The organism is Curtobacterium sp. 8I-2 (assembly GCF_902506155.1).
In the GTDB taxonomy this organism is placed as follows: Bacteria; Actinomycetota; Actinomycetes; order Actinomycetales; family Microbacteriaceae; genus Curtobacterium; species Curtobacterium poinsettiae.
Genome location: NZ_LR732827.1, coordinates 630,752 through 654,159, shown reverse-complemented (window position 1 = coordinate 654,159; position 23,408 = coordinate 630,752). Strand labels below are relative to the sequence as shown.

Sequence of the window (23,408 nt, the reverse complement as noted above, 5' to 3'; positions counted from 1 at the left end):
GGGACCATCTCACCATGGGTGAATCCGTCGGCACGCTGCTCGAACTCGACGTCACCGGGATCGCCCACGGCGGCATCTCGGTGGCACGGCACGAAGGACGGGTGGTCTTCGTCTCGGACGCGATCCCCGGGGAGCGCGTCGTCGCCCGGGTGACCGAGGACCGCAAGAAGTCGTTCTGGCGCGCCGACACGGTCCGTGTCCTGACGCCGAGCGAGCACCGCGTCGACCACGTGTGGCCCGAGGCAGCCCTCGATCGCGACCCCGAGACGCGCCCGGGCGGTGCCGAGTTCGGCCACATCGCCCTCGCACACCAGCGCACGCTGAAGCACGACGTCCTCGTCGACTCGTTCGCACGCTTCGCGCGGATGGACCTCGCCGAGGTGCTCGGCCACGACGTCGTCGTCGAGGCCGCGCCCGGCGACGACGCGGCGAACGGCCTCGGCTGGCGCACCCGTGTCCGACTGCACGTCGACGAGCAGGGCACCGCCGGCCCCTTCGCTGTCCGCTCCCACTCCGTGATCCCCGTCGCCAGCCTGCCGCTCGCGACCGCCGTCGTGCAGCAGAGCGCCCCGCTCGGCCGTGGTGCGCTGCCGGGCTCGTCGGTCATCGACGTCCTCGCGCCGAGCGGTTCCGAGGGGGCACGGCTCGTCATCGACGACCAGAAGCCCACCGTGGTGACCGAGGTCGTGGGGGAGCGCACCTTCCAGGTCGACGACAACGGGTTCTGGCAGGTGCACCGTGCCGCCGCTTCCGTGCTGACCGAGGCCGTGCAGGACCTGGTCGACCGCGACCGCCTCGACCCCGAGGGCACCCACCTCGACCTGTACGGCGGTGTCGGTCTGCTCGCCGCCGCACTCGGCGACCTGGTCGGCCCGAAGGCGCGCATCACGAGCGTCGAGAGCGCCGCCCGTGCCACCGAGCACGCGCAGGAGAACCTGTCCGAGTGGCTCGGCGCACGTGCCGAGACCGGCCGGGTCGACCGCTGGCTGACGAACACCGTGGCCAACGCCTCGCGCGCCGAGAAGGACCGCTTCCGCGCCGGCACGGTCGTGCTCGACCCGCCGCGCTCCGGCGCCGGGCGGGACGTGGTCGTGCAGATCGCCGCGCTCCAGCCGGAGCAGGTCGTCTACGTGGCGTGCGACCCGGTGGCACTGGCACGCGACGTCGCGACGTTCGCCGACCTGGGGTACCGGCTCGAGGCCCTGCGGGCCTTCGACCTGTTCCCGCACACCCACCACCTGGAAGCCGTCGCGCGCCTGGTCCCCACGCGCTGAGGGCCGGGGCTCGTTCGACCGCCGTGCCTTGCGTGTCGGGGTGTCCACCAATAGGCGGACCGACCAGCGTGGCGCGGCCGAGAAGCCCCGCACCTGAGTCCGGGCTGGGTATCCTGGGTCGTTGATGGCACTCCGGTTTCAGGGGCCGGCGTCGCGCATCGGAACGAGAGGCCACAGTGGCAGCAGGAACGACAACCACCAGCACCGAGACGTCAGGGGCGGCCACCAGGCCGGTCCGGGTCGCGATCGTCGACGACCACGAGTCCGTCCGACTCGGGATCCAGGCGGCGTGCCAGAACGAGGGGTTCGAGGTGGTGCTCACCGCCGCCAGCGTCCCCGAGTACGTCCAGAACCTCGACGGGCGAGAGGTCGACGTCGTCGTCCTCGACCTGTCCCTCGGTGACGGCTCGACCGTCACCGAGAACGTCAAGGGCGTGCAGGGGACGGGATCGGCGGTGCTCGTGCACTCCATCGCGGACCGGGTCGCCAACGTGCGTGAGGCGCTCGCAGCAGGGGCTGCCGGCGTCATCCCGAAGTCCTCCGCCACCAAGACGGTGATGGCCGCGGTCGCCACCGTCGCTCGGGGCGACGTGCTCAACAACCTCGAGTGGGCGAGCGCCATCGACGCCGACCGTGACTTCGCGAAGGCGCAGCTCGGCCGCCGCGAGCGCGAGATCCTGCACCTCTACGCCTCGGGGCTCCCGCTCAAGCTCGCCGCCCAGCAGCTCGGCATCGGCTACTCGACGGCGCGTGAGTACCTCGACCGGATCCGGGTGAAGTACGTCGAGGTCGGCCGTCCGGCCCCGACGAAGGTCGACCTGCTGCGTCGGGCCGTCGAGGACGGGATCCTCCCGGGGCTCGACTCGGGCATCGACCCCGACGGCGACGGTCGCTGACACGGATGGTCACCGCGGCTGAGCCGGGGCGGACGGCCGTCGAACCGGCACCGTTCGGTGCCGATCCGGCGCGCAGCGTCCGCGCCTCGATCACGCAGGCATCGGTGGAGCGGGCGTTCGCGATCCTCCTGGCGATGGCCGCGATCGGGCTCGGCATCGTCGACGCGCCGGCGGTCGTGCAGCAGCTGCCGTACCTCGACCCGTTCTGGGGGCCGACGCTGATGCTCGCGCTCGCGGCGTCGTTCGTGCTCATCGGCGTAGCGGCCTTCGTGCAGCGGGTCGCCCAGATGGCGCAGATCATCTGCGCGCTGCTGTTCCTCGTCGCGCTCGTGACGTGGACGGCGACCGTGCAGGAGCCCATCCCGTCGTCGCAGCAGCCGTGGCCGTGGTGGTTCTGCACGGTCGGCTGCACGGCGGCAGCGATGGGCTTCGCCACGTGGCGTGCGACGGTCTACACCGCGCTCGTGCCGGCGGTGTACGTCGTCGTCCGGCTCAGCCCGCTCGGCGGCGACGTCGGCGTCCTCGCGGTGCTGCTCGACGGGGTCTACACGGCGCTCCTCAGCGGCGCGGTGCTCGTCATCGCGGTGGTGCTGCGCCGCGCGGCCACGGCGGTCGACACGGCGCAGTCCACGGCCGTGCGGCGGTACTCGCTCGCCATCCGGGAGCACGCGACGGAGGTCGAACGGGTCCAGGTGGACGCGATCGTGCACGACAGCGTCCTGACGACGCTGCTCTCCGCTGCACGTGCCGACACGCTCGAGGCCAAGACCCTCGCGGCGAGGATGGCCCGGAACGCGATCGACCACCTCGAGGCCGCGGCCACCGACGGCCCGGGTGACGTCGAACCGGTCGCGCTCGGGGAACTCCGGGCGCGCATCCGCGAGGGGATCGGCGCCCTCCCCGCGCCTGTCCGCCTCGTCCCGACGACGACCGGGTCGGTCCGCCTGCCCGCGTCGGTCGCGGACGCGCTGGCCTCGGCGGCGCTGCAGGCCGCGGTGAACAGCGTGCAGCACGCCGGCGACTGCGACGTCTCCCGCTGGGTCAGCATCGAGCAGCAGGGGCAGGGCGTGCGCGTCGAGGTCGGCGACGACGGCCGCGGGTTCGACGTCGCGGCCATCCCCGCTGAACGCCTGGGGGTCCGCCGCTCCATCGTCGAGCGGATCGCGACCGTCGACGGGCACGCCGAGGTGCACACCGCGCCGGGCGAGGGCACCCGCATCGTGCTCACGTGGTCGCCGGCTGCGAGGACGACCGCATGAAGGTCTCCCTGCCGGCGAGCATCGCCCTCGGACTCGCGTCGCTGTTCTCCGTCTACCACCTGGTCCTCGCCGCGGCCACGCTCCCGCGGGTCGACCAGGTCGCCCCGATCATCGCCTGCATGGCGCTCTACGCCGCGGCCACCGGCCTCGCACTGTTCGTCCCCGGCAAGATCCTGCCGGTCTGGACGGCCTGCTTCTCCCTCGCCACCGCGATCGTGATGCCGGTGATCGCCGCCCCGGTCGTCGTCGAGGGTCGCGGACCCGGCTCCGCCACCTGGTGGATCGCGGCGATCGGCACGCTCATGGTCGTGCTCGTCGTGCGCGGCCGGGGTCCGTTCGCGTGGGCCGGCGTGCTGTTCCTGACCGTGTACACCGTCGCCTGGGCCGGCCTCGGCTCGCTCGGAGGCCTGGGCGTGGTCGGCAGCGTCGCCTGGGTCGCGATCGCCACCGTCTTCGCGGCCGCGATGAGCCGCGCCATCCGCAACACCCGTGAGCTCGTCCTCGCCGAGCAGGAGACCGCCGACTGGCAGGCTGCGCAGGACGCCCACGTGTTCGAGCGGCAGTTCCGGCTGAGCCAGACCACCCGGATGGCCCTGCCGATGCTCCAGCGCATCATCGACTCCTGCGGGGACCTGGACGATGCCGACCGTGCCGAGTGCCTGCACCTCGAGCAGGCCATCCGTGACGAGATCCGCGGCCGGTCCCTGCTGTCGGACGACGTCCGCGACGAGGTGATGCGCCTGCGTCGCCGTGGAGCGACCGTCCAGCTGCACGACGACGGCGGGCTCGACGACCTGGACGCCCCGGACATCCGTCGCATCCACGCCCGCGTCGCCGAGGCGCTGCGGCAGGCCCGCGACGCCGACAACGTCATCGTCCGGACCGTCAGCGAGGGCTCCGACTCCGCGGTGACCGTCGTCGGGCTCCGCCTCGACGTGGCGGCGAGCGAGTCCGCCGCGCTCGGAGCGGGGCTGGACGACGACGACGGTGACGAGGACGACTCCGTCGCGCTCTGGCTCGAGATCCCGCGGCACGAGCCGGCGTAGCGCGCGGCCACGCGGCCGCGCGCGTGTCGCGACGATGCACCACGTGATCGACGCGTGGACCGTCGCGAACGTGGTGCGGACGCGCACTGCGGTGGGCGCGATGTGGGACAGCCGGGAGGCGCGCGGCGGCCCCGGCACGAGCCTCCCGGCCGTCACGTGGGTGCGCCGGGCTGGCGCGTGCGTGGAAGCGACCACGTCGCTGTCGTACGACGGCGGCGCTGTCGTTCTGCATCGGCCCCGCGAGCCGCACCGACGCCCGTCGGCCCGCGCCGGACGCCCCCGGAAACGGGGAACGGGCCGGTCGGATACCGACCGGCCCGTTCGCGACCCGAGGCTGAGCGACAACCCGAATGTCGCCCTGCCCCGCAGCGGGCGGTGGCTTCGTACCCTAGTCGGCCACCGACCAGCGATGTCTTTCGTTGAAGGACACCGAACACCAACTACTATGCCCACGCACCAGCTGCATGTCAGTCGTCATTATGGGGGACAATTTCGGCATTTCCGGTCCGCATCCGCAGATCGTGTCCCCCGAGCGAGGGGATACCGACCGGGAAGTGCGCGCCGTGACCGTCATGATCGGCCGCGCACCGAGGGGTACATCAGCGGAGCGATCGGCCCCAGGCGCCCGGTCCGTCCTCGAGCGGGCGGCGGAGCCCCCGAGCCGCCACGTCCCAGCCGGTGCGCGGTTCGACGACGACGGCAGCGCGTCCGGCCGCCGCGGCCTCGTCGGCCTGCCGCTGCAGGACGGCCACGACGGCGGCGAGCTCCTCGGGGGTGGGTTCGCCGGAGACCACCCGGACGTCCGCCACCGAAGCGGGCTCGTCCGAGGGCACGGGTGCTGCGTGGCGTCCCATCAGAGCGGGATGTTCCCGTGCTTCTTCGGGGGCAGCGTTGCACGCTTGCCCCGCAGCGACCGGAGGGCCTTGATGACCGACACGCGGGTGGCGTGCGGCTGGATGATGCCGTCGAGCTCACCACGCTCGGCCGCCAGGTACGGCGACGCCACGTTGTACGTGTACTCGTTGGCGAGCTTCGTCCGGACCGCGGCGACGTCCTCGCCGGACTCCTCGGCCCGCTTGATCTCGGCGCGGTACAGGATGTTGACGGCGCCCTGACCGCCCATCACGGCGATCTCGGCGGTCGGCCACGCGAGGTTGATGTCGGCGCCGAGCTGCTTCGAGCCCATCACGATGTACGCGCCGCCGTAGGCCTTGCGGGTGATGACGGTGACGAGCGGGACGGTGGCCTCGGCGTAGGCGTAGAGCAACTTCGCGCCGCGGCGGATGACGCCGGTCCACTCCTGGTCGGTGCCGGGCAGGTAGCCGGGCACGTCGACCAGGGTCAGGATCGGGATGCCGAAGGCGTCGCAGAACCGCACGAAGCGGGCGGCCTTCTCGCCGGCGTCGATGTTCAGCGTGCCGGCCATCGCCTGCGGCTGGTTCGCGATGATGCCGACCGTTCGGCCCTCGACCCGGCCGAAGCCGATCAGGATGTTCGGCGCGAAGAGTGGCTGGACCTCGAGGAACTCACCGTCGTCGACGATGTGCTCGATGATCGTGGTGACGTCGTACGGCTGGTTCGTGGAGTCCGGGATCACGACGTCGAGCTCGTGGTCGGCGTCCGTGGTCTCGAGCTCCGGGGCGACGTCGTACGCGGGCGGGTCGGACAGGTTGTTGTCTGGCAGGAACCCGATCAGCGAGCGGGCGTAGTCGAGCGCGTCGGTCTCGTCCTCGGCCATGTAGTGGGCCACACCGGAGACCGCGTTGTGCGTCTGGGCGCCGCCGAGCTCCTCGAAGCCGACGTCCTCGCCGGTGACGGTCTTGATGACGTCCGGACCGGTGACGAACATGTGGCTGGTCTTGTCGACCATGATCACGAAGTCGGTGAGGGCGGGGGAGTACACCGCACCGCCAGCCGCCGGGCCCATCACGATGGAGAGCTGCGGGATGACGCCGGAGGCCTGGGTGTTGAGGCGGAAGATCTCGCCGTACTTGCCGAGCGCGACGACGCCTTCCTGGATGCGGGCGCCGCCGGAGTCGAGGATGCCGATGATCGGCACGCCGGTCTTGAGCGCGTGCTGCATGACCTTGATGATCTTCTCGCCGGCGACCTCGCCGAGCGACCCGCCGAAGACCGTGAAGTCCTGCGCGTACACGGCGACGTTCCGGCCGTGGATCGTGCCGACGCCGGTGACGACCGCGTCACCGTAGGGGCGCTTGGCGTCCATGCCGAACGACGTGGTGCGGTGCCGCACGAACTCGTCGAACTCCACGAAGGAGTTCGGATCGAGCAGCTGCTCGATGCGTTCGCGAGCGGTGCCCTTGCCCTTCGCGTGCTGCTTGGCGATGGCGGATTCGCCCGCGGCGGTCACGGCCTCGTGGTACCGGTCGCGGAGGTCGGCCAGCCGGCCGGCCGTCGTCGACAGATCGGGGGTGTCTCCTGAAGTCACCCGCTCACCCTACCGGCGGGTGGGACGCTGCCGGTTGGAGGACCCCCACGGTTCCTGCCCGTACATTTGCGTGCATGTCCACATCCCCGTCGCCGTCGTTCCCCGCCACCAGCGAGGCGGTCCGGTCGACGGGCGCGACCATCACCGCCCCCGCCGAGACCGGGTCCACCAACGCGGACCTGCTCGCCGCAGCGCCCGAGCAGCAGCACGGCAGCGTCGTCGCGACCCTGCACCAGACCGCGGGGCGGGGCCGGCTCGACCGCACCTGGACCGCTCCGGCCGGTGAGACGCTCGCCGCCAGCGTGCTCGTCCGCGCCGACCTCGACGACCACGACCGCGGCTGGCTGCCCCTGGTCGCCGGTGCGGCGATGCGCGACGCGATCGCGTCGGTGCTCCCCGCCGGCGCGGACGTCGTGGTGAAGTGGCCGAACGACGTGCAGGTCGGCGGGCACAAGGTGTGCGGGATCCTCTGCCAGGTCGCCGCCGACGGCAGCGTCGTGGTCGGCGCCGGCGTCAACCTGACGATCCCGGCCGACCGGCTGCCCACCCCCACGTCCACCTCGCTCCTGCTCGCGGGCGCGGCCGACGACGCACCCGCCCTGGCCGACGCGGTCCTGTCCGCGTTCCTGCGCTCCGTCCTGGAGGCGGTGGCCGGCCTGGTCGCGGGTGGTCACGCCGCCGAGACGGTCCGGACCCACGTCCGCGCCGCGTGCGGCACGATCGGTCGCCGCATCCGTCTCGAGCTGCCGGACGGCAGCGTCGAGGAAGCCGACGCGACCGGCATCGACGACGCCGGTCGCATCACGATCCGGGACCAGGCGGGGCGCACCAGGGGCGTCGCGGTGGGGGACGTCACCCACCTGCGGTATGCATGACGGCATGACCGCCGAGCCCCCGCCCGAACGTGTCGTCGCACGCCTGCGACCGCACGCCCGTCGGCTGGTGCGCCCGGCGGTGTTCGTCGTGCTCGTCACCGCGGCCGGCGGGTTCGGCTTCGGCGTGTTCCAGGCCCAGCTGGCGTGGCTGAACGCCGTCGTCGCGCTCGTCGTCCTGGTGCTCGTCGTGTTCGGCGGCGCGGTCCCGCTGTTCCGGTGGATGTCGGAGCGGTACGTGGTCACCACCCGTCGTCTGGTCGTGGTGGGCGGCCTCGGCACCCGGACGCGGCGGGAGCTCCTGCACTCCCGCGGCTACGACGTCACGGTGCGGCGTCGGGGCCTGCAGGGCCTGTTCCGCTCCGGTGACGTGCTGGTGTTCCCCGGGGACGACCCGGCGGTGGTCCTCGCCGACGTGCCGCACGCCGACCTCGTCGTCGCCGTGCTGCACGACCTGGTGGAGGCGTACGAGGCCAGGCGTCGGCACCGTGAGCCGGACTGGGACGAGATCGTCGGCGGTCCGGACCGTCCGCCGTGGGGCGACGTGCGGGCCTGACCGCGGACGCCGCGACACCCCCTGGGGAGCAGTGGTGAGACTTCGGCGAGAAACCGGTACCGTCTTCGACGTGCGTATCTCTGTCATCGGCTGCGGCTACCTCGGTGCCGTGCACGCCGCCTCCATGGCCAAACTCGGACACGAGGTCGTCGCTGTGGACGTCGACCCCACCAAGATCGAGCGGCTCGCTGCCGGCGAGGCCCCCTTCTTCGAGCCCGGCCTGCCCGAGATCCTGACCGAGGCCCTCGAGTCCGGTCGGATCCGCTTCACCACCGACATGGCCGAGGTCGCCGGTGCCCGCGTGCACTTCCTCGCCGTCGGCACCCCGCAGGGCCCCACCGGCGCCGCGGACCTGACCTACGTGAACGCCGCCGTTGCCGCGCTCACCCCGCACTTGGCCGCCGGCGAGTTCGTCGTCGGCAAGTCGACCGTGCCCGTCGGCACCGCGGCGCGCCTGGCCGCCGAGGTCAGCGAGGCCGTCCCCGGTGCCACGCTCGTCTGGAACCCCGAGTTCCTGCGTGAGGGCTTCGCGGTGCAGGACACCATCGCGCCGGACCGCTTCGTGTACGGCGTGCCCGACGGTGCGGCCGGCGAGCAGGCCGTCGCCGCCCTCGACGAGGTCTACGCCGAGGCACTGTCCACCGGCACGCCCCGACTCGTCGTCAACCTGCCCACCGCCGAGCTCGTGAAGATCAGCGCCAACGCGTTCCTCGCCACGAAGATCTCCTTCATCAACTCGATGGCCGAGATCGCCGAGGTCGCCGGTGCCGACGTCACGGCGCTCGCCGACGCGATCGGCCACGACGCCCGCATCGGCCGCAAGTTCCTGAACGCCGGTCTCGGCTTCGGTGGCGGATGCCTGCCGAAGGACATCCGCGCGTTCCAGGCGCGGGCGAACGAGCTGGGCGTCGGGGAGTCCCTGGCGTTCCTGGCCGACGTCGACGCCACGAACCTGCGCCGTCGCGCGCACGTCGTCGAGCTGGCGCAGGAGCTGCTCGGTGGGGTCGTCAGCGGCAAGCGCGTCGCCGTGCTCGGCCTGGCCTTCAAGCCGAACTCCGACGACGTCCGCGACTCGCCGGCACTCGACATCGCTGCTCGCCTGCACGAACTCGGCGCCGTCGTCTCGGCGTACGACCCCGAGGCCGTCGTCACCGCGCGCCGCGTGCACCCCGAGCTCGACTACGTCGAGAGCGCTGCCGAGGCGCTGGGTGGAGCGGAGCTCGTGCTCGTGCTGACCGAGTGGACCGAGTTCCGCGAGCTCGACGCGACGGCCGCTGCCGCGCTCGTTGCGTCGCCCGTCGTCATCGACGGCCGCAACTGCCTCGACCGCGAGGCGTGGACCGCCGCCGGCTTCACGTACCGCGGCATGGGGCGCTAGCCGCGACCGACAGGAGGCCCGGTGCCGGTCCGTGGGACCGGCACCGGGCCTCCTGTGCGTTCATCGCGTCGTCAGCCGATGGCTGCGCGCAGCACCGCGCGGTACCGCTCGCCGATCCGTTCGGTGGAGAACTCCGCCGCCGAGACGACGGCCTGCTCCTGGTAGCGCGTCCGCGCCGTGTCGTCGGTGAGCACGCGCTGCAGTGCCGCGCGGAGTGCCGGGACGTCGCCCGGGGGCACGAGCACGCCGGACACGTCGTCCTGCACGACGTCCCGGATGCCGGGCAGGTCGCTCGCCACGATCGCGGCGCCGACCGCCGCGGCCTCGAGCAGGGTCACCGGCAGGCCCTCCTGGTCGCCGTTCGCCGCCGGGATCGACGGAACGGCGACGACGGTCGCCGAGGCCAGGGTCTCGAGGACCTCGGTGCGGCCACGCTGGCCGAGGAACGACACCGGCAGCCCTGCGGCCTGCTGCTCGAGCTGGGTCCGGTACGGGCCGTCACCGACGACGGTGAGCCGCCACGGCACGTCGTCGCCCAGGCCGCGGAGCGCCTCGATCAGGTTGCCGAAGCCCTTCTTCTCGACCAACCGCCCGACGGCGACCACGTGGTGCTCCTGTGGCGCGACGCGCGCGCGGGTGTCGCGGGCCGGGCCCAGGTCGACACCCATCGGGATCACGGTCGAGCGTGACTCGGGCACACCCCACTCGGTCAGCCGATCACGCATCTCGGAGTTGACGGTGGTGACGTGCGCTGACCGCCCGAAGATCCACCGCTTGAGGCGGACGAGGGGAGCCGCACGGAGCGCGTAGATGTCCCCGCCGTGGGTGGTCACGACGACGGGCACGCCCGGAGCGGCCAGGGTCGCGACGAGGGCCTGGGGGATGGCCCAGTGCGCGTGGATGACGTCGGGCCTCGCAGAACGCACCACGCGCCGTACGGCCAGGTACTGCGCGAGCACCAGGGCGGGCACCTGCACGATGCGGGAGCGGCGTTCCTTGAGGTTGTCGAGGATCGCGCCGTCGGCCAGGTCCTCGAAGCGACGCGGGAAGTACGGGTAGCGACGGACCGCGACCTCGCCGATGCGCTCCTTCGTGGCACCGCCGGGCACGCGGGGCGTGAGGACGAGGGTGTCGAACTCGGTCGCCTCTTGGTGGGCGAGGTCGAGCACGAACGCCGGCACCCCGTCGTCCGGCCGGGCCGGGAACGTCGAGCCCAGGACGAGCAGGCGGGGGCGTCCCTGGGGGGAGCGGGCGGAGCGAGTGGTGCGGGACATCGTGCCTTTCCGGGGGTGGCGGGGGACGGTCCGGTAGGCTCTCACCCCGTGCGCGTACTGATCCACAATAGCGATTCGCCCCACAACCGCGGGGACCGGGCGATCCTCGCCGGCAACGTCGAGCTCGTCCGCCGCCGGTGGCCCGACGCCGAGATCGTGTCCCTGTCCCAGTACCCCGAGCGGGACGCCGCGTGGTTCGGGATCCGGTTCCTGCCGGTCTCCCCGTACAGCACGGGCATCGGCGACCTGTTCGCCCTGCTGCGTGCCGCCCGCGGCGCCGACGTGGTGCTCTGGGGTGGCGGCGAGATCCTGAAGGACTACACGAACAAGCTCGGCCTCGTGTACTGGTTCGGCAAGATGCTGCTCGTCCGTGCGGTCAACAAGAACCTCGTCGGGGCGTTCCAGGGCATCGGCCCGACCACCGCCGGGGTCAGCAAGCGCCTGATCCGCGCCACCGTCGACCTGTGCAGCGCGTTCGCCGTCCGTGACGACGAGTCCCGCGAGAAGCTCCTGTCCTGGGGCGTGACGACGCCGATCGTGTCGTCCTTCGACCCCGCCGTCGTCGGGACGGTCACCCCGCCCGACGCCGAGGTGCTCGAGCGGCTCGAGCGCACCACCGGCCTGACCGCCGAGCAGCTCGACGGCTCGATCGGCTTCGGCGTCCGCCGCTGGTTCCACTACAAGCGCAGCGGCTGGATCCCGTTCCGGTTCCTGCCGAAGCGTTTCCGCCAGACCGGTGTCGACAGCGACAAGCTCGTGACCTACCGCCAGGCCGTCGCCGACCTGGCCGACCGCGTCATCGACCGCTGGGACGCCGACGTGGTGTTCTACCCGATGCACATGGAGGCGTCCGAGGGTGACGCCGCGTTCGCCCGCGAGGTCATCGCGCTGATGCGGCACGCCGACCGCACCCACGTGGTCGAGGCCGACGAGTTCTCGCCGTCCGAGTACGCCGGGCTGATGTCCCGCAGCCGCCTGTTCCTGGCGAGCCGCCTGCACTCGGCGATCGTGGCGACCATCGCCGGGGTGCCGGCCGCGGTGCTCTACTACGTCGACAAGGGTCGGCTGTTCTTCGAGCAGATGGGGCAGCAGGCGTACTCGAAGCCGATCGAGGCCGCGCTCGAGCCCACGTTCGTCGACGACGTCACGGCGCAGCTCGAGGCGCTCGACGCGGACCGCGACACGGTCCGTGCGCAGCTCGCCGAGGGCGTGGCCCGCATGGCGACCGCACTCGACGCCGACTTCGCCGAGGCGACGCGCGACGTCCGCTGACACGACGGGCGCGAACGCGCGCCCGTGACGGACAGGAGGCCCGTGGCGACACCGCCACGGGCCTCCTGTCCGTCGTGCGCACGGTGCAGCCGCGTGCCTGACGGGCGTCAGCTCGTCCGGGAGGCGAAGCGCTTCAGGTAGGTGATGTCGTTGCGGTAGACGTCCTGGTCGCCGGGGAGCGTGCCGCTGGACGCCCACTGCCAGAAGGTCCACTTCGACCAGCTGCGGCCGAGGGTGCCGGGCGTGGTGAAGTCCTTCACCGGGTAGATCGCGACGAACAACGGGTTCTTCGAGAACTGGTTGCTGTTGTTCGTGCAGCGCTTCCACCAGTCGGTCGTGGTGTAGATCGCGGGGTACCGACCCGTCTTGGCGACGACCGTCCGGTTGAAGTCCTTGATCCAGCTGCGCATCGACGACCACGACTTGCCGTAGCAGGTGCCCTGGGCGGCGCTGCCGTACTCGATGTCGAGCAGCGGCGGCAGGGTCTTGCCGTCCTTGCTCCACTGGCCGCCGTGCGCGAAGAAGTAGTTCGCCGTCGCGGCGCCGCTCGCCTGGCTCGGCTGGGCGTAGACGTAGCCACCGCGGTACAGGTTGCGCTGCTTCGCGGTCGCGTACTGCTGCTTGTACGTCGAGCTGACGTACGAGGTGCCCTCGGTCGCCTTGACGTACACGAACCGGGCGCCGTTGCCGTACGCCTGCCGGAAGTTCACGCTCGGCTGCCACGCGCTGATGTCGAAGCCCTGCACCCGGCCCGGGGGCGGACCGCCGGCGGAGGCGGCAGCGGCGGAGGAGCTGAGGGCCTGCGCGCTCACGCCGGCGGACAGGGCGTCGGGCGAGGCGGTCGTGACGTGGGACTCGCCGGCGTGCGCGGCGATGCCGGCACCCATGGTGTGGTTGCCGGTGCGGTCCATCTCGGCGATGGACAGCTGCTCGGTGGGTGCCTCTGCCGCCGGCGCCGCTGCCGACGTACCCGCCGTGGGGGCCGGTGCCGCGGTCGCGGGGTCGGTCGTGGTGACGCCGACGGCCGGGCCGCTGGCGAAGGTGATGGCCCCGGCGACGACGGCGGCGGTGCCGAGTCCGAGGAGTCTGCTGATCGGTGCGCGCATGTGGTCTCGTCTTCCCTGTCGAGATGCCGTGGGCCTGATCTCCCACGCCGAGGTCCGAGTGATGCTACCCGGCCTCGGCGACACATGTCCGTCAGGCGCACACGGGCGGCACCCGCCGCGGTGGGCTACCGCCGCCGGCGCGGCGCTGTGTCGGTGTCGTCGGTCTCGACCTCCGGCAGGCGCCCGCGCGAGGCGACCTCGCGCGTGGCGTGCTTCTGCCGGCGGTTGAGGAAGTTGCGCTCGACGAGCCACCACATCCCGACGCAGATGGCCAGGGTGACCGGGATCACCACGAAGACCATCAGCAGGAACTGCCACTTCGGGTACAGGCCCATCGGCAGGAGCAGCAGGTTGCCGAGTCCGAGCAGCGGGCTGTGGAAGAGGTAGACCGAGTACGACACGAGGCCGGCGAGCACGAACGGCTTCCAGGCGAAGAACCGTGCCAGCCAGGTGTGCTGCCCGGACACGGCTCGGCGTCCCATCCAGGTCAGCAGGATGCCGGCGAAGATGCCGAGGACGACCTCGGACGGCCAGGTCTGGTGCTGCCAGTAGTCGCGGTTGCGGAAGAAGACGAGGAGCATCCCGACGAACATCGCGGCGACGAACACGCCGCCCTGCCACCGCGGGCCGCCGAGCTTCGAGGCGTTCAGCTTGCCGGTCAGGTGCTCGTCACGGGCCTTCACGGTGAGTTCGGCGGCCAGCATGCCGACCGCGAAGAGGCCGACGAACCACGGGTGCATCCACGAGTAGCGGCTCTCGGAGCCCATCCACATGCCGATCAGGACCAGCGAGGACGCCGTCGCCCAGCCGCCGAAGACCTTCCAGAGCGGCAGGATCAGCAGCGGCATGAGGAAGTAGATCTGCCACTCGACGGCGACCGTCCACATCGGGCCGTTGATCTTGCCGATGTACTGCGGGAAGAAGTCGTGCACCAGGAAGAAGTGCGTGAGGAAGGTTCCCCAACCCATCGGCAACTTCGTGTCCCACTGCGTGCCACCCGGCTGCCCCATCACGGGGACGAACAGGATGATGAGCGCGAAGACGACGAGCGACGCCCAGTACGGCGGGATGATCCGTCGTGCGCGGCGCCAGATGAACTTCCAGAAGCCGCCCGGCAACCGGTAGCGGTCGAACCGGGTCACGACGGGGAGCATCAGCACGTAGCCGGACAGCACGATGAACAGCGGGACGCCGAGGTAGCCCCACCCGATGAACGGACGGAGCCACGGCAGCTCGGTCGGACCGGTGCCCCGCATCCCCGTGAAGAGGTACGCGTGGTAGAACACCACGGCGAGGGCGGCGAGTCCGCGGAGACCGTCCAGGTACGGGAACTCGAGACGGCCCCCGGCTCGGGGAGCGGCGGCCCTCGGTTCGGCTGCGGTTTCGGCTGCGCGGGTTTCGGTGGCCAACGAACGTCCTCGTGGTGGTCGGAGCGGGGTCCCCGGCAGTCTCCCACACGCCGAGCGTCCCTCGCGATCCGGCCCGGTGCGGTCCGACAAGCGATCGGATGTCATGATGAAGCACGTGACCGTGACGACGCCCGCAGCACCGCAGTCCGCCCACGAGCCCGTTCGAGGCCGTTCGGGGACGGCTTCCCGACGGTACCGGCACCTGGTCGCACCCCTGCTCCTCGCGGTCCTCACGGTGGTCGGCGTCGTCCTCTGCGCTGCGGTGGCCTACCACAACCGTCTCGGCGTCACCAACGTCGACGGCATCTCCTACATGGGCATCGCGCGCGAGTACGCGAACGGCTGGCTGCCCGATGCGATCAACGCGTACTGGTCGCCGCTGGTCTCGTGGATGATGGCGCCGTTCGTCGCGCTCGGCCTCGGCCTGCAGACGGCCTTCGCGATCGTCAACTGCTTCGCCGCGGCCGTGGTGCTCGGCATCGGCGGGTGGCTCGTCTGGTCGCAGAACCACCGCATCGTCCCGGCCCTGGTCTTCATGGTCACGGCGATCCCCGCGCTGATGAGCGCCGTGCCGGTGCAGACCCCGGACCTGCTCGTCGTCGCGTGGGTCGTCGGGTTCCTCTGGGCACTCCGGTGGGCCGACCAGGCGCTGCACGGATCGACGCGGGCGCGGGTCGTCTCCGGGGCCGTGCTCGGTGCCGTCGCAGCCCTCGGCTACTTCACCAAGCTGTTCCTGCTGCCGGTGGCCATCGGTGCCGTGATCCTCTGGCTGCTGCTGCGCGTCTGGTCCGCCCGCCGTCGCCACGAGCCCGTGCGGCACTGGTGGACGGCGCCCGTCGCGACGATCGTCGTGTTCGTCGTCGTCATCGCCCCCTGGGTCGGTGCCCTGACCGCCAAGTACGACACCGTGACGCTCGGGTCGTCGCTGTCGGTCAACATCGGTTCGAAGTTCGACGACGGCGGTCGAGCCACGGACTGGCCGTTCCTGCCGGTCCCGCCCAACGACCACGCCTTCTCGCCGAACGAGGACTTCACCCCGTCGGTCTACAAGCAGGGCCCGATGGACAACCCGGACCCCGCCGTGGTGCCGCCGGCCACCTCGTCGTCCAGCGACGACACCGCGCCGAAGGTCACGAAGGAGTCCGGCATCGCCGCCCGCGCCGGCTACTACCTGCACGAGCGCATGCTCGCCCTGCCGTACTACCTGCAGAAGATCAGCACGTTCGCCCCGTTCGCGGCGCCGATCGCGCTGCTCTTCGCCGCCGCACTCGTCATCGGTGTCGTGCGCTTCCGCCGCTACGCCTTCACCTGCATCGTCGCCGCGACGACCCTGGTCTACTTCGTCGGCTACGGCATGATCACGTCGTCGTCGAGCGGCGGCGGCAACGCGCGCTACTACTGGCCGCTCTTCTACCTGACCGCGATGATCGGTGCGCTCATGCTGCCGGCGGTCTGGCGACTGGTGCGCCGTCGTGGTGTGGTGCGGACGATCGTCGCGTGCCTGGCGATCGCCGTGGTGCCCCTGGCGTCGTACACGCAGAACTGGCTCGGATCGCCGGCGCCGTTCTACCCGTCGGTGAACCGGACCGAGCCGCTGCGCGTCCTCGGCCCGACCCGGGTGCCGGAGATCGTCCGGCTCGCCGACCAGATCCGGGCGAGCGGCGCGCTCCCCGAGGACGCCACCGTCATCGGGTCGAACTACCGGTCGCTGGCGTCGCTCGCCTTCCTGACCGACACGCGTGTGTACGGTCGCTCAGGTCAGGGGTACACCTACCAGTCGGACGCGATGCGCAAGCTGTTCCTCGACCAGGGCGTGCAGTACTTCGTGCAGTTCGACGCGGCCACTGCCCCGGCGCGCGACTACTCGGCGGCCGGCAAGGTCGTCGGCACGTACAACGCGACGATCTCGTGCAGCACCGACCGGTCGACCGACCCCGAGGTCCCCTGCCGCGTCCAGGTCATCAAGCTCGCCCGGTAGCGCGAGCGACGGGGCGAGCGAGGGCCGCAGCGGCACTGCAGGGAGCGGCCCGCCCCACCGTCTACCATGACCTGAGCCCGAGACCTGAGCAGGAGACCCGTTTGTCCGTCAGCACCAGCGACACCCCCGCGCCCGAGGGGAAGCGTCCGTCGAAGCGACGACGGTTCCTCGGCAAGGCGATCCCGATCGTCTTCTACGTCCTGCTCGCGGTGTTCCTCGTGCTGTACGTGCGCGGCGTCGACTGGGGGCAGCTCGCCGGACTCGACTGGCAGTGGTCGTGGGTGGCCCTCGCGACGGTGATCAGCCTCGGGTTCCGCTACTGGGGTGTCGGCATCTGGTTCTACCTGCTGCGACGACTCGGTGCGACCGGGCTGAAGGGCAGTGGCGTCACCCTGACCTACGTGTACGCGAAGTCCTGGATGGGCCGCTACATCCCGGGTGCTGCCACCTGGATCATCGGCAAGGTCTACTTCGCCTCGAAGCACGGCGTCTCGAAGGCCCGTCTCGGTGTGAGCGGCCTGCTCGAGGGAGCCCTGCAGATCGCCGCGACCCTGGCCCTGGCGCTCGTGCTGCTGCTCATCGACCCGCGCACCCACAACCTCGACCCGTGGCTCATCGTCCTGATGATCGCGGCGTTCGTCGGCTGTGTCGTCTGCCTGATCCCGCGGGTCTTCGTGTTCCTGATCGGGATCGCGCTGAAGATCCTGCGCCGCAAGCCGCTCGAAGCCGACGTCCGCCCGAACCTCGGCACCGTCCTCGGCGGGGCCGGTCTCTACGTCGCCGGAGCGGTGCTGTCCGGCACGGCGTACTACTTCATCACCCTCGGGGTGTACCCCTCGCTGAAGATCACCGACGCGGCCTTCGTGATCGGTGCCGCCAGCATGGCCTCGGCGATCAGCATGCTGGCCGTCTTCGCGCCCGGCGGGCTCGGTGTCCGCGAGGGCGTCCAGGCCCTCCTGCTGGCCCTCGTGATGCCGGTGCCGATCGCCCTCGTGGTCGTCGTCGTCACCCGTGTCTGGAGCCTCGCGGTCGACGGACTCTTCCTGCTCTGCGCCGCGGCCCCCACGTGGTTCCGGCGCGACCGGCCGACGGACGACCCCTCCGCGGTCGAGGGTGGCGTCCCCGCCGCCTGACGCGGCAGCGAGTGTGCAGAAGACGTCGGGTCCCGTGTCGGGACCCGACGTCTTCTGCTCACTGGGCGGCCGTGGCGCGCCTGGCGACGGACGGGAGGCCCGTGCCAGCTGGCACCGGGCCTCCCGTCCGTCTCGCAGGGGCGTCCAACCCGCGCCGTGCGCCGTCCGCCGAGTGGTCACGAAGTGTCGCCTGGAGACGCTCCAGACGATGGTTCGCGACCCCTCGGGGCCGCGCCTGCGGCACGTCGTGCCCGCCCGGCGCTCCGCGGCCGGGCGTGTCAGCGGACGGGAACCGTCGTCGACAGGGCGCGACGGTCGGCGCGCGCGACCTGCACGACCGAGGCGACGAGGCCCACCGCGACCAGCGCCACGACGACCACGAGCACCGCGGGTGGCACCGGGCCGATCTCGGAGTAGCGCAGCAGCCCACGCCCCGTCACCGGGAACACCGCCGCGTTCCAGAACCAGGCGGACGCCACCGCGAAGCCGTACACGCCCACGGCGGGCAGCACGACCGCCAGTGCCACGGCGCCCCAGGCGCGTGCCCGTCCGGCCGGTACCAGCCGCCGCCACGCGAGCGCGCTCAGCACGATCAGGCAGACGATCGCGGGGAAGTAGTACCGGCCCTGGGTGGCGGCGACCTCGGTGGTGGTCAGGTACGAGTGCGCGCTCGTGCGGTTCTGGATGCCGATCAGGAGCGCCGGGAACACCGCGAGGCAGAGCGCCGTCCGCAGGTCCGGGCCGCGGCGGAACGCCCAGCCGACGAGCACCACGAGGGCGACCAGGGTGAGGACGGCGGTGAGCAGATCGCCGATCGTGACCTGTGCCCGGCCGCCGAAGCTGCCCCAGAACGTGCGGGCGAGGGTGCCCCAGCTGACGTCGAGGAAGTGCCCGAGCGTGGGGCTCTCACCCGGCGGGAAGTCCTTCGGGGGCCGCATGGCCGTGTAGCCGTTCGGCTGGATCCGGCCGTACGACACCAGGTTGTGCAGCCACCACCACGCGCCGATGCCGCCGGAGACCGCCATCGCGACGACCGTGCGCACGATCCGTTGCCGCAGGGACAGCACCCCGGCGCCGGCGAACAGCACCACCACCGCGACGAACGGCACCGCCGGCAACCCCGTGCCCTTGATCCAGACCAGGGCCCCGAGGACCGCCGCCAGTGCGATCGTGGTGCGCCAGCGGATGTCCCCGGTGAGCAGACGCGTGGCGAGCCAGACGACGATCCCGGCGACGAGCAGGACGGGGGCGTCGTTGGAGAACGACGAACCGATGGACGCGAGCTCGGGCGTCGCGAACACGGCGAGGGCGCCGATCAGCGCGGCGCGGGGGCTGCGGGTCACCCGGCGCACCGACGCCCAGGCGAGCAGCGGCAGCGCGGTCACGGCCAGCACGTCGGCCAGGCGGAGGGCGATGAACGCGTGGTCCCAGCGGAGCTCGCCGAAGTCGACGGCACGGAGCACGGCGGCTCCGGCCAGGTAGGCGGTCGGCGGGTGCTGGGTCATCTGGTTGACCGTCGCCGAGGGGCCGGGGGCGTTCTGCAGCAACTCGCCCACCGTCGACCACTCGTCGGACGGCTTCGTCGCCTGCTCGACCTTGGCGGCCTGCACGGCGTTGGTGACGAACAGCTCGCCGGGGGCCGCCCACGCGTCGCCGAGGGCGAGGTGCACCGAGGCGTCGATGTGCGCGGTCTCGTCGGGCGCTTCGAACACCGGGACGATCAACGCCCACGCCACGAGCCACAGCCCGAAGGTCGCCGTGATCACCGCGATCGCGACACGTTCCCAGCGCGCGGTGCGGGGTGGAGCAGGGGTGGTGGTCGTCTCGGCCGTCACCCCACCGATCCTAGGTCAGGCGTCGTGGGGGACCCGCGGCCCGTCGGACACCGACTCGTCGGCGGTGGCCGGCTGCGTGGCGGTGCGCTCGGGGTGGTAGACCCAGACCTTGTAGAGCCAGAACCGGAAGACCGTGCCGAGCACGAGCCCGACGATGTTCGCGACGTTGTCGGCGAGCACCGAGGTGAGCCCCATGGCGTAGTGCGAGACCCCGAGGCAGGCGAGGGCGATGACCATGCCGCCGAGCGAGACGACGACGAACTCGACACCCTCGCGGGTGGCCACGGCGCGACGCTGCTCACGGAACGTCCAGTACCGGTTGCCCATCCAGTTGACGAAGATCGCCACGACGGTGGAGATGACCTTCGCCCAGAACGGGCCCGAGTGGACGTCCTCGGGGTTCAGGACGGTGATGCGCAGCACGTTGAACACCGTGGTGTCCACGACGAAGCCGACGGCACCGACGACGCCGAAGCGTGCCAGCTGGGCGATGAGGCGCCGCACGAGCCCTCCAGGATCCGTAGAGTTGTGACCGGTCGTCCAGAGCACGACCCGAACAGCGATTGTAGACAACGCGTTCCCACCGCGCGGTGGGAGCGCCGGAAGGATCACACAGCATGGCGTTGCGCGTCGGGGTCATCGGTGGGGGACAGCTGGCACGGATGATGGTGCCGGCCGCGGTCGAACTGGGGATCGACATCCGGGTGCTCGCCGAGGGGCCGGGCATGTCGGCGAGCATCGCCGCCACCGCCGAGGGTGACTACCACGACGCCGCCACGGTGCTCGAGTTCGCCCGACAGGTCGACGTCGTCACCTTCGACCACGAACACGTGCCCCAGGACGTTCTGCGCACGCTGGTCGACGCGGGCGTGGCGGTCCACCCCGGCCCCGACGCGCTGGCCGTCGCGCAGGACAAGATCACGATGCGTCGCCGGCTGAGCGACCTCGGCCTGCCGGTGCCCGACTGGGCGGCCGTGCACGACCCCGACGAGCTCCGCGGGTTCCTGGCCGACCACGGTGGCCGAGCCGTCGTCAAGACCCCGCGGGGCGGGTACGACGGCAAGGGCGTCCGGGTCGTCTCCGACGCCGCCGAGGTCGACGACTGGTTCATCGCCGTGGCCGAGGCCGGCGGCGACCAGGCCCTCCTGGTCGAGGAGCTCGTCCCCTTCACCCGCGAACTCGCGCAGTCCGTGGCACGCCGCCCCTCCGGGCAGGTCGTCGCCTGGCCGCTCGTCGAGACCGTGCAGCGCGACGGCGTCTGCGCCGAGGTCATCGCTCCGGCCCCGGACAGCGCCGGCCGGATCGCCGACCTGACCGAGTCGATCGCCGTCCGCATCGCCGAGGAACTCGGGGTCACCGGTGTGCTCGCCGTCGAGCTGTTCCAGACCGACGACGAGCGCATCCTCATCAACGAGCTCGCGATGCGTCCGCACAACACCGGGCACTGGACCATCGACGGCGCCACCACGAGCCAGTTCGAGCAGCACCTGCGTGCCGTCCTCGACCTGCCGCTCGGTGCCACCGGCTCGTTCGCCCCGGCGTCCGTCATGGTCAACGTGCTCGGCGGACCCGCCGACGGCGACCTCGCCGCCCGGTACCCAGCCGCACTCCAGGCCTTCCCCGAAGCCAAGTACCACTTCTACGGCAAGGCGCCCCGGGCCGGGCGGAAGATCGGGCACGTCACGGTGCTCGGTGACGACGTCGACGACGTCGTCTACCGCGCTCGCGCGGCCGCTGCCCACTTCGACGACTGAGGTCGCGTCCTCGACGTGACCGGATGACGACACGGGAGGCCCGTGGCGACGCCGCCACGGGCCTCCCGTGTCGTGTCGGCGCGCGACGCACTTGTCGGCCGGTCTGCGGACACCCCCTCGGGTGGCACCCGCTCGGGAGGCTGGTGGGGGACGGGAACGCGTGTTCTCCTGGAGCAGTCAGGGAACACACGTCCAGGGGAGTCTCCATGCGCCGCCGTCCGCGCCGTACCGCCGTCTGCGCCGCCGCAGTCGCCCTCGTCGCTGCCGTCGCCGGCCTGCTGCCGACCGCGACCGCGTCGGCAGCGACCTCGGCATCCGCCATCCGCTCGGCGACGTCCGCGTCGCTCTACGGCGCCGGGCCGTACCGGTCGCCCACGAGCGAGGCGGCGAAGGCCCAGACCGCCCTCGCAGCCACCGATCCGGCCGGTGCCGCGGCGGCCGGGACCATCGCCCGCTACCCCGTCGCCACCTGGCTCGGCGACTGGACGCAGGGGACACAGCTGACCAAGACCATCAGCACCGCCCTGACCGGGGCCGAACAGTCCGGCACCACCCCCGTGTTCGTGCTCTACGCGATCCCCGACCGTGACTGCGGCGGGTACTCGGCCGGCGGGTTCGACGAGCGTTCCTACGACGACTGGGTCGACCAGGTCACCGCGGCGCTCACCGGGCACCGTGCAGCCGTCGTCGTCGAACCGGACTCGCTCGCGATGCTCAGCAACGCCAAGTGCAGCACGGCGCTCGACGAGCAGCGCTACCGGATCCTCTCCCGCACCGTCGCCGGCCTGACCGCTGCCGGGGTCCCCGCCTACCTGGACGCCGGCAACTCGAACTGGGTGCAGCCCGCGCTGATGGCGTCGCGACTGAACAGCGCGGGGGTGCAGCAGGCCCGCGGCTTCTTCACGAACGTCGCGAACTACTACCCGACCGCCCAGGAGCAGGCGTACGCGCAGAAGGTGTCCGCCGCGACCGGGGGTTCCCACTACGTGATCGACACCTCGCGCAACGGGCAGGGCTGGCGCGGCACGTGGTGCAACGGACCCGGCGCCGGGCTCGGTACCTCGCCCCGGGTGGTGTCCGACGGCACGGCGCTCGACGCCCTGCTGTGGGTGAAGACCCCCGGCGCGAGCGACGGCACCTGCAACGGTGCCCCGGCCGCCGGCAAGTGGTTCTCGGCCTACGCGCAGGCCCTCGTCGCGAACGCACGCCTGGGGGCACCCGCTGCCGACATGACACCCCGTGGGTCGCTCGAGGCCGTCGCCGGCACCGGCGGCGGCGTCCGCGTGTCCGGGTGGGCCTACGACGAGGACGACCCCACGCAGCCCGTGCGGGTCCGTGCCACCGTGGACGGGGCCGCGGCCGGCGTCGCCACCGCCGGGCTCGACCGTCCCGACGTCGACGCCCGTGCCGGTGTCGGCGCGACCCACGGCTTCGACGTCGTGCTGCCCACCGCGGCCGGCGCTCGCCGTGTCTGCGTCACCGCGGTGAACATCGGCGCCGGATCGGACACCGCGCTCGGCTGCTCGACCGTCCGCGCGTACCGGCACGACCCCTACGCCGGGCTCGAGTCCGCCACGGCCGTGGCCCGCGGCATCGCCGTGCGCGGCTGGGCGTTCGACGGCGACGCGGTGACCGCGGCGACCCGGGTGGCGATCACGGTCGACGGCAGACGGGTGACGTCACTGGACGCCGGCCGGAAGCGCGCCGACGTGGACGCGACCTGGGGCTCCGGCCGTTCGCACGGCTTCGCGGGCACGGTCCGGGTGGCGGCCGGCAAGCACACGGTCTGCGCGGTCGCGCACAACACCGGGACCGGAGCGGACCGCACGGCGTCAACGTGCCGGACGGTGCGGGTGCGCTGAGGCGGCGTGCGGCGTTCGGCGTCCGGTGCGAGGTCCCGGGTGCGAGAGGATGGAC

The 23,408-nt window shown here is 71.9% G+C and carries 19 protein-coding genes; 12 read left to right on the top strand and 7 right to left on the bottom strand.

The genetic code is table 11. The features are described 5' to 3' along the window. Positions 1–14 precede the first annotated feature (14 nt). The 4 genes from BOSE127_RS06760 (at position 15) to BOSE127_RS06745 (ending at position 4,475) form a co-directional block, all read left to right on the top strand. Positions 15–1,274 carry a class I SAM-dependent RNA methyltransferase gene (locus tag BOSE127_RS06760; RefSeq protein WP_159556676.1) on the top strand — a complete coding sequence of 420 codons (1,260 nt, stop codon included), beginning with the start codon at positions 15–17 and terminating at the stop codon, positions 1,272–1,274. 176 nt (positions 1,275–1,450) lie between these two features. Continuing rightward, a complete protein-coding gene (locus BOSE127_RS06755; RefSeq protein ID WP_017888757.1) occupies positions 1,451–2,170 on the top strand; it encodes a response regulator transcription factor in 720 nt (239 codons plus the stop codon). A 5-nt stretch (positions 2,171–2,175) separates the two neighbouring features. Next, entirely contained in the window at positions 2,176–3,429 is a 1,254-nt protein-coding gene (locus BOSE127_RS06750) for a sensor histidine kinase (RefSeq protein WP_017888758.1), read from the top strand. Then, a complete protein-coding gene (locus BOSE127_RS06745) occupies positions 3,426–4,475 on the top strand; it encodes a hypothetical protein (RefSeq protein WP_042538913.1) in 1,050 nt (349 codons plus the stop codon). The genes BOSE127_RS06750 and BOSE127_RS06745 overlap by 4 nt, the downstream gene beginning before the upstream one ends. Positions 4,476–5,074: 599 nt before the next feature. Here BOSE127_RS06745 and BOSE127_RS06740 read toward each other — a convergent pair. Continuing rightward, positions 5,075–5,329 carry an acyl-CoA carboxylase subunit epsilon gene (locus BOSE127_RS06740; RefSeq protein WP_017888760.1) on the bottom strand — a complete coding sequence of 85 codons (255 nt, stop codon included), beginning with the start codon at positions 5,327–5,329 and terminating at the stop codon, positions 5,075–5,077. After that, positions 5,329–6,924 (bottom strand): acyl-CoA carboxylase subunit beta, encoded by a 1,596-nt coding sequence (locus tag BOSE127_RS06735; RefSeq protein ID WP_017888761.1) that lies wholly within the window; start codon positions 6,922–6,924, stop codon positions 5,329–5,331. Before BOSE127_RS06735 ends, BOSE127_RS06740 begins: the two co-directional genes overlap by 1 nt. A 74-nt stretch (positions 6,925–6,998) precedes the next feature. Between BOSE127_RS06735 and BOSE127_RS06730 the strand changes: the two genes are divergently transcribed. The 3 genes from BOSE127_RS06730 (at position 6,999) to BOSE127_RS06720 (ending at position 9,730) form a co-directional block, all read left to right on the top strand. After that, complete coding sequence (locus tag BOSE127_RS06730; RefSeq protein WP_056070837.1) at positions 6,999–7,799, top strand: biotin--[acetyl-CoA-carboxylase] ligase; 801 nt, start codon at positions 6,999–7,001, stop codon at positions 7,797–7,799. A gap of 4 nt (positions 7,800–7,803) precedes the next feature. Next, entirely contained in the window at positions 7,804–8,352 is a 549-nt protein-coding gene (locus BOSE127_RS06725) for a PH domain-containing protein (protein WP_017888763.1), read from the top strand. Between the two features lie 70 nt (positions 8,353–8,422). Next, positions 8,423–9,730 carry a UDP-glucose dehydrogenase family protein gene (locus BOSE127_RS06720; protein WP_042538819.1) on the top strand — a complete coding sequence of 436 codons (1,308 nt, stop codon included), beginning with the start codon at positions 8,423–8,425 and terminating at the stop codon, positions 9,728–9,730. 71 nt (positions 9,731–9,801) lie between these two features. Here the strand turns inward: BOSE127_RS06720 and BOSE127_RS06715 are convergent, their stop codons facing one another. Continuing rightward, positions 9,802–11,004, bottom strand: coding sequence for a glycosyltransferase (locus tag BOSE127_RS06715; RefSeq protein ID WP_052481764.1), 1,203 nt, complete (start codon positions 11,002–11,004; stop codon positions 9,802–9,804). Positions 11,005–11,052: 48 nt separating this feature from the next. Here BOSE127_RS06715 and BOSE127_RS06710 point away from each other — a divergent pair, with 48 nt between their 5' ends. After that, positions 11,053–12,276: a polysaccharide pyruvyl transferase family protein gene (locus tag BOSE127_RS06710; protein ID WP_159556674.1), complete on the top strand. Its 1,224-nt coding sequence runs from the start codon at positions 11,053–11,055 to the stop codon at positions 12,274–12,276. A 107-nt stretch (positions 12,277–12,383) separates the two neighbouring features. On the opposite strand, the gene BOSE127_RS06705 is transcribed toward BOSE127_RS06710, so the two are convergent. Both BOSE127_RS06705 and BOSE127_RS06700 read right to left on the bottom strand, forming a co-directional pair. After that, entirely contained in the window at positions 12,384–13,382 is a 999-nt protein-coding gene (locus BOSE127_RS06705) for a GH25 family lysozyme (RefSeq protein ID WP_201300439.1), read from the bottom strand. Between the two features lie 125 nt (positions 13,383–13,507). After that, the gene (locus BOSE127_RS06700; protein WP_017888768.1) at positions 13,508–14,791 is read right to left on the bottom strand and encodes an acyltransferase family protein; all 1,284 of its coding nucleotides are present in this window, start codon (positions 14,789–14,791) and stop codon (positions 13,508–13,510) included. 106 nt (positions 14,792–14,897) lie between these two features. Here BOSE127_RS06700 and BOSE127_RS06695 point away from each other — a divergent pair, with 106 nt between their 5' ends. Both BOSE127_RS06695 and BOSE127_RS06690 read left to right on the top strand, forming a co-directional pair. Then, positions 14,898–16,769 (top strand): hypothetical protein, encoded by a 1,872-nt coding sequence (locus tag BOSE127_RS06695; protein ID WP_139179874.1) that lies wholly within the window; start codon positions 14,898–14,900, stop codon positions 16,767–16,769. A gap of 101 nt (positions 16,770–16,870) precedes the next feature. After that, positions 16,871–17,902 carry a lysylphosphatidylglycerol synthase domain-containing protein gene (locus BOSE127_RS06690; RefSeq protein ID WP_017888770.1) on the top strand — a complete coding sequence of 344 codons (1,032 nt, stop codon included), beginning with the start codon at positions 16,871–16,873 and terminating at the stop codon, positions 17,900–17,902. Positions 17,903–18,180: 278 nt separating this feature from the next. Here BOSE127_RS06690 and BOSE127_RS06685 read toward each other — a convergent pair whose 3' ends face one another. Then, positions 18,181–19,737, bottom strand: a complete 1,557-nt coding sequence (locus tag BOSE127_RS06685; RefSeq protein ID WP_159556672.1) for a DUF2142 domain-containing protein — start codon at positions 19,735–19,737, stop codon at positions 18,181–18,183. A gap of 15 nt (positions 19,738–19,752) precedes the next feature. Beyond that, a complete protein-coding gene (locus BOSE127_RS06680; RefSeq protein ID WP_017888771.1) occupies positions 19,753–20,241 on the bottom strand; it encodes a GtrA family protein in 489 nt (162 codons plus the stop codon). 113 nt (positions 20,242–20,354) lie between these two features. Between BOSE127_RS06680 and BOSE127_RS06675 the strand changes: the two genes are divergently transcribed. Continuing rightward, positions 20,355–21,491, top strand: coding sequence for a 5-(carboxyamino)imidazole ribonucleotide synthase (locus BOSE127_RS06675; protein WP_017888772.1), 1,137 nt, complete (start codon positions 20,355–20,357; stop codon positions 21,489–21,491). A 206-nt stretch (positions 21,492–21,697) separates the two neighbouring features. Then, positions 21,698–23,353, top strand: a complete 1,656-nt coding sequence (locus BOSE127_RS06670; protein ID WP_051067421.1) for a glycoside hydrolase family 6 protein — start codon at positions 21,698–21,700, stop codon at positions 23,351–23,353. Positions 23,354–23,408 lie beyond the last annotated feature (55 nt).

Bases quoted from the DNA above. Each gene is read 5' to 3' on its own strand.
- BOSE127_RS06675 (WP_017888772.1), top strand. From the start codon at position 20,355: ATGGCGTTGCGCGTCGGGGTCATCGGTGGGGGACAGCTGGCACGGATG.
- BOSE127_RS06730 (WP_056070837.1), top strand. From the start codon at position 6,999: ATGTCCACATCCCCGTCGCCGTCGTTCCCCGCCACCAGCGAGGCGGTC.
- BOSE127_RS06695 (WP_139179874.1), top strand. From the start codon at position 14,898: ATGAAGCACGTGACCGTGACGACGCCCGCAGCACCGCAGTCCGCCCAC.
- BOSE127_RS06725 (WP_017888763.1), top strand. From the start codon at position 7,804: ATGACCGCCGAGCCCCCGCCCGAACGTGTCGTCGCACGCCTGCGACCG.
- BOSE127_RS06705 (WP_201300439.1), bottom strand. From the start codon at position 13,382: ATGCGCGCACCGATCAGCAGACTCCTCGGACTCGGCACCGCCGCCGTC.
- BOSE127_RS06740 (WP_017888760.1), bottom strand. From the start codon at position 5,329: ATGGGACGCCACGCAGCACCCGTGCCCTCGGACGAGCCCGCTTCGGTG.
- BOSE127_RS06745 (WP_042538913.1), top strand. From the start codon at position 3,426: ATGAAGGTCTCCCTGCCGGCGAGCATCGCCCTCGGACTCGCGTCGCTG.
- BOSE127_RS06760 (WP_159556676.1), top strand. From the start codon at position 15: ATGGGTGAATCCGTCGGCACGCTGCTCGAACTCGACGTCACCGGGATC.
- BOSE127_RS06670 (WP_051067421.1), top strand. From the start codon at position 21,698: ATGCGCCGCCGTCCGCGCCGTACCGCCGTCTGCGCCGCCGCAGTCGCC.
- BOSE127_RS06715 (WP_052481764.1), bottom strand. From the start codon at position 11,004: ATGTCCCGCACCACTCGCTCCGCCCGCTCCCCCCAGGGACGCCCCCGC.
- BOSE127_RS06750 (WP_017888758.1), top strand. From the start codon at position 2,176: ATGGTCACCGCGGCTGAGCCGGGGCGGACGGCCGTCGAACCGGCACCG.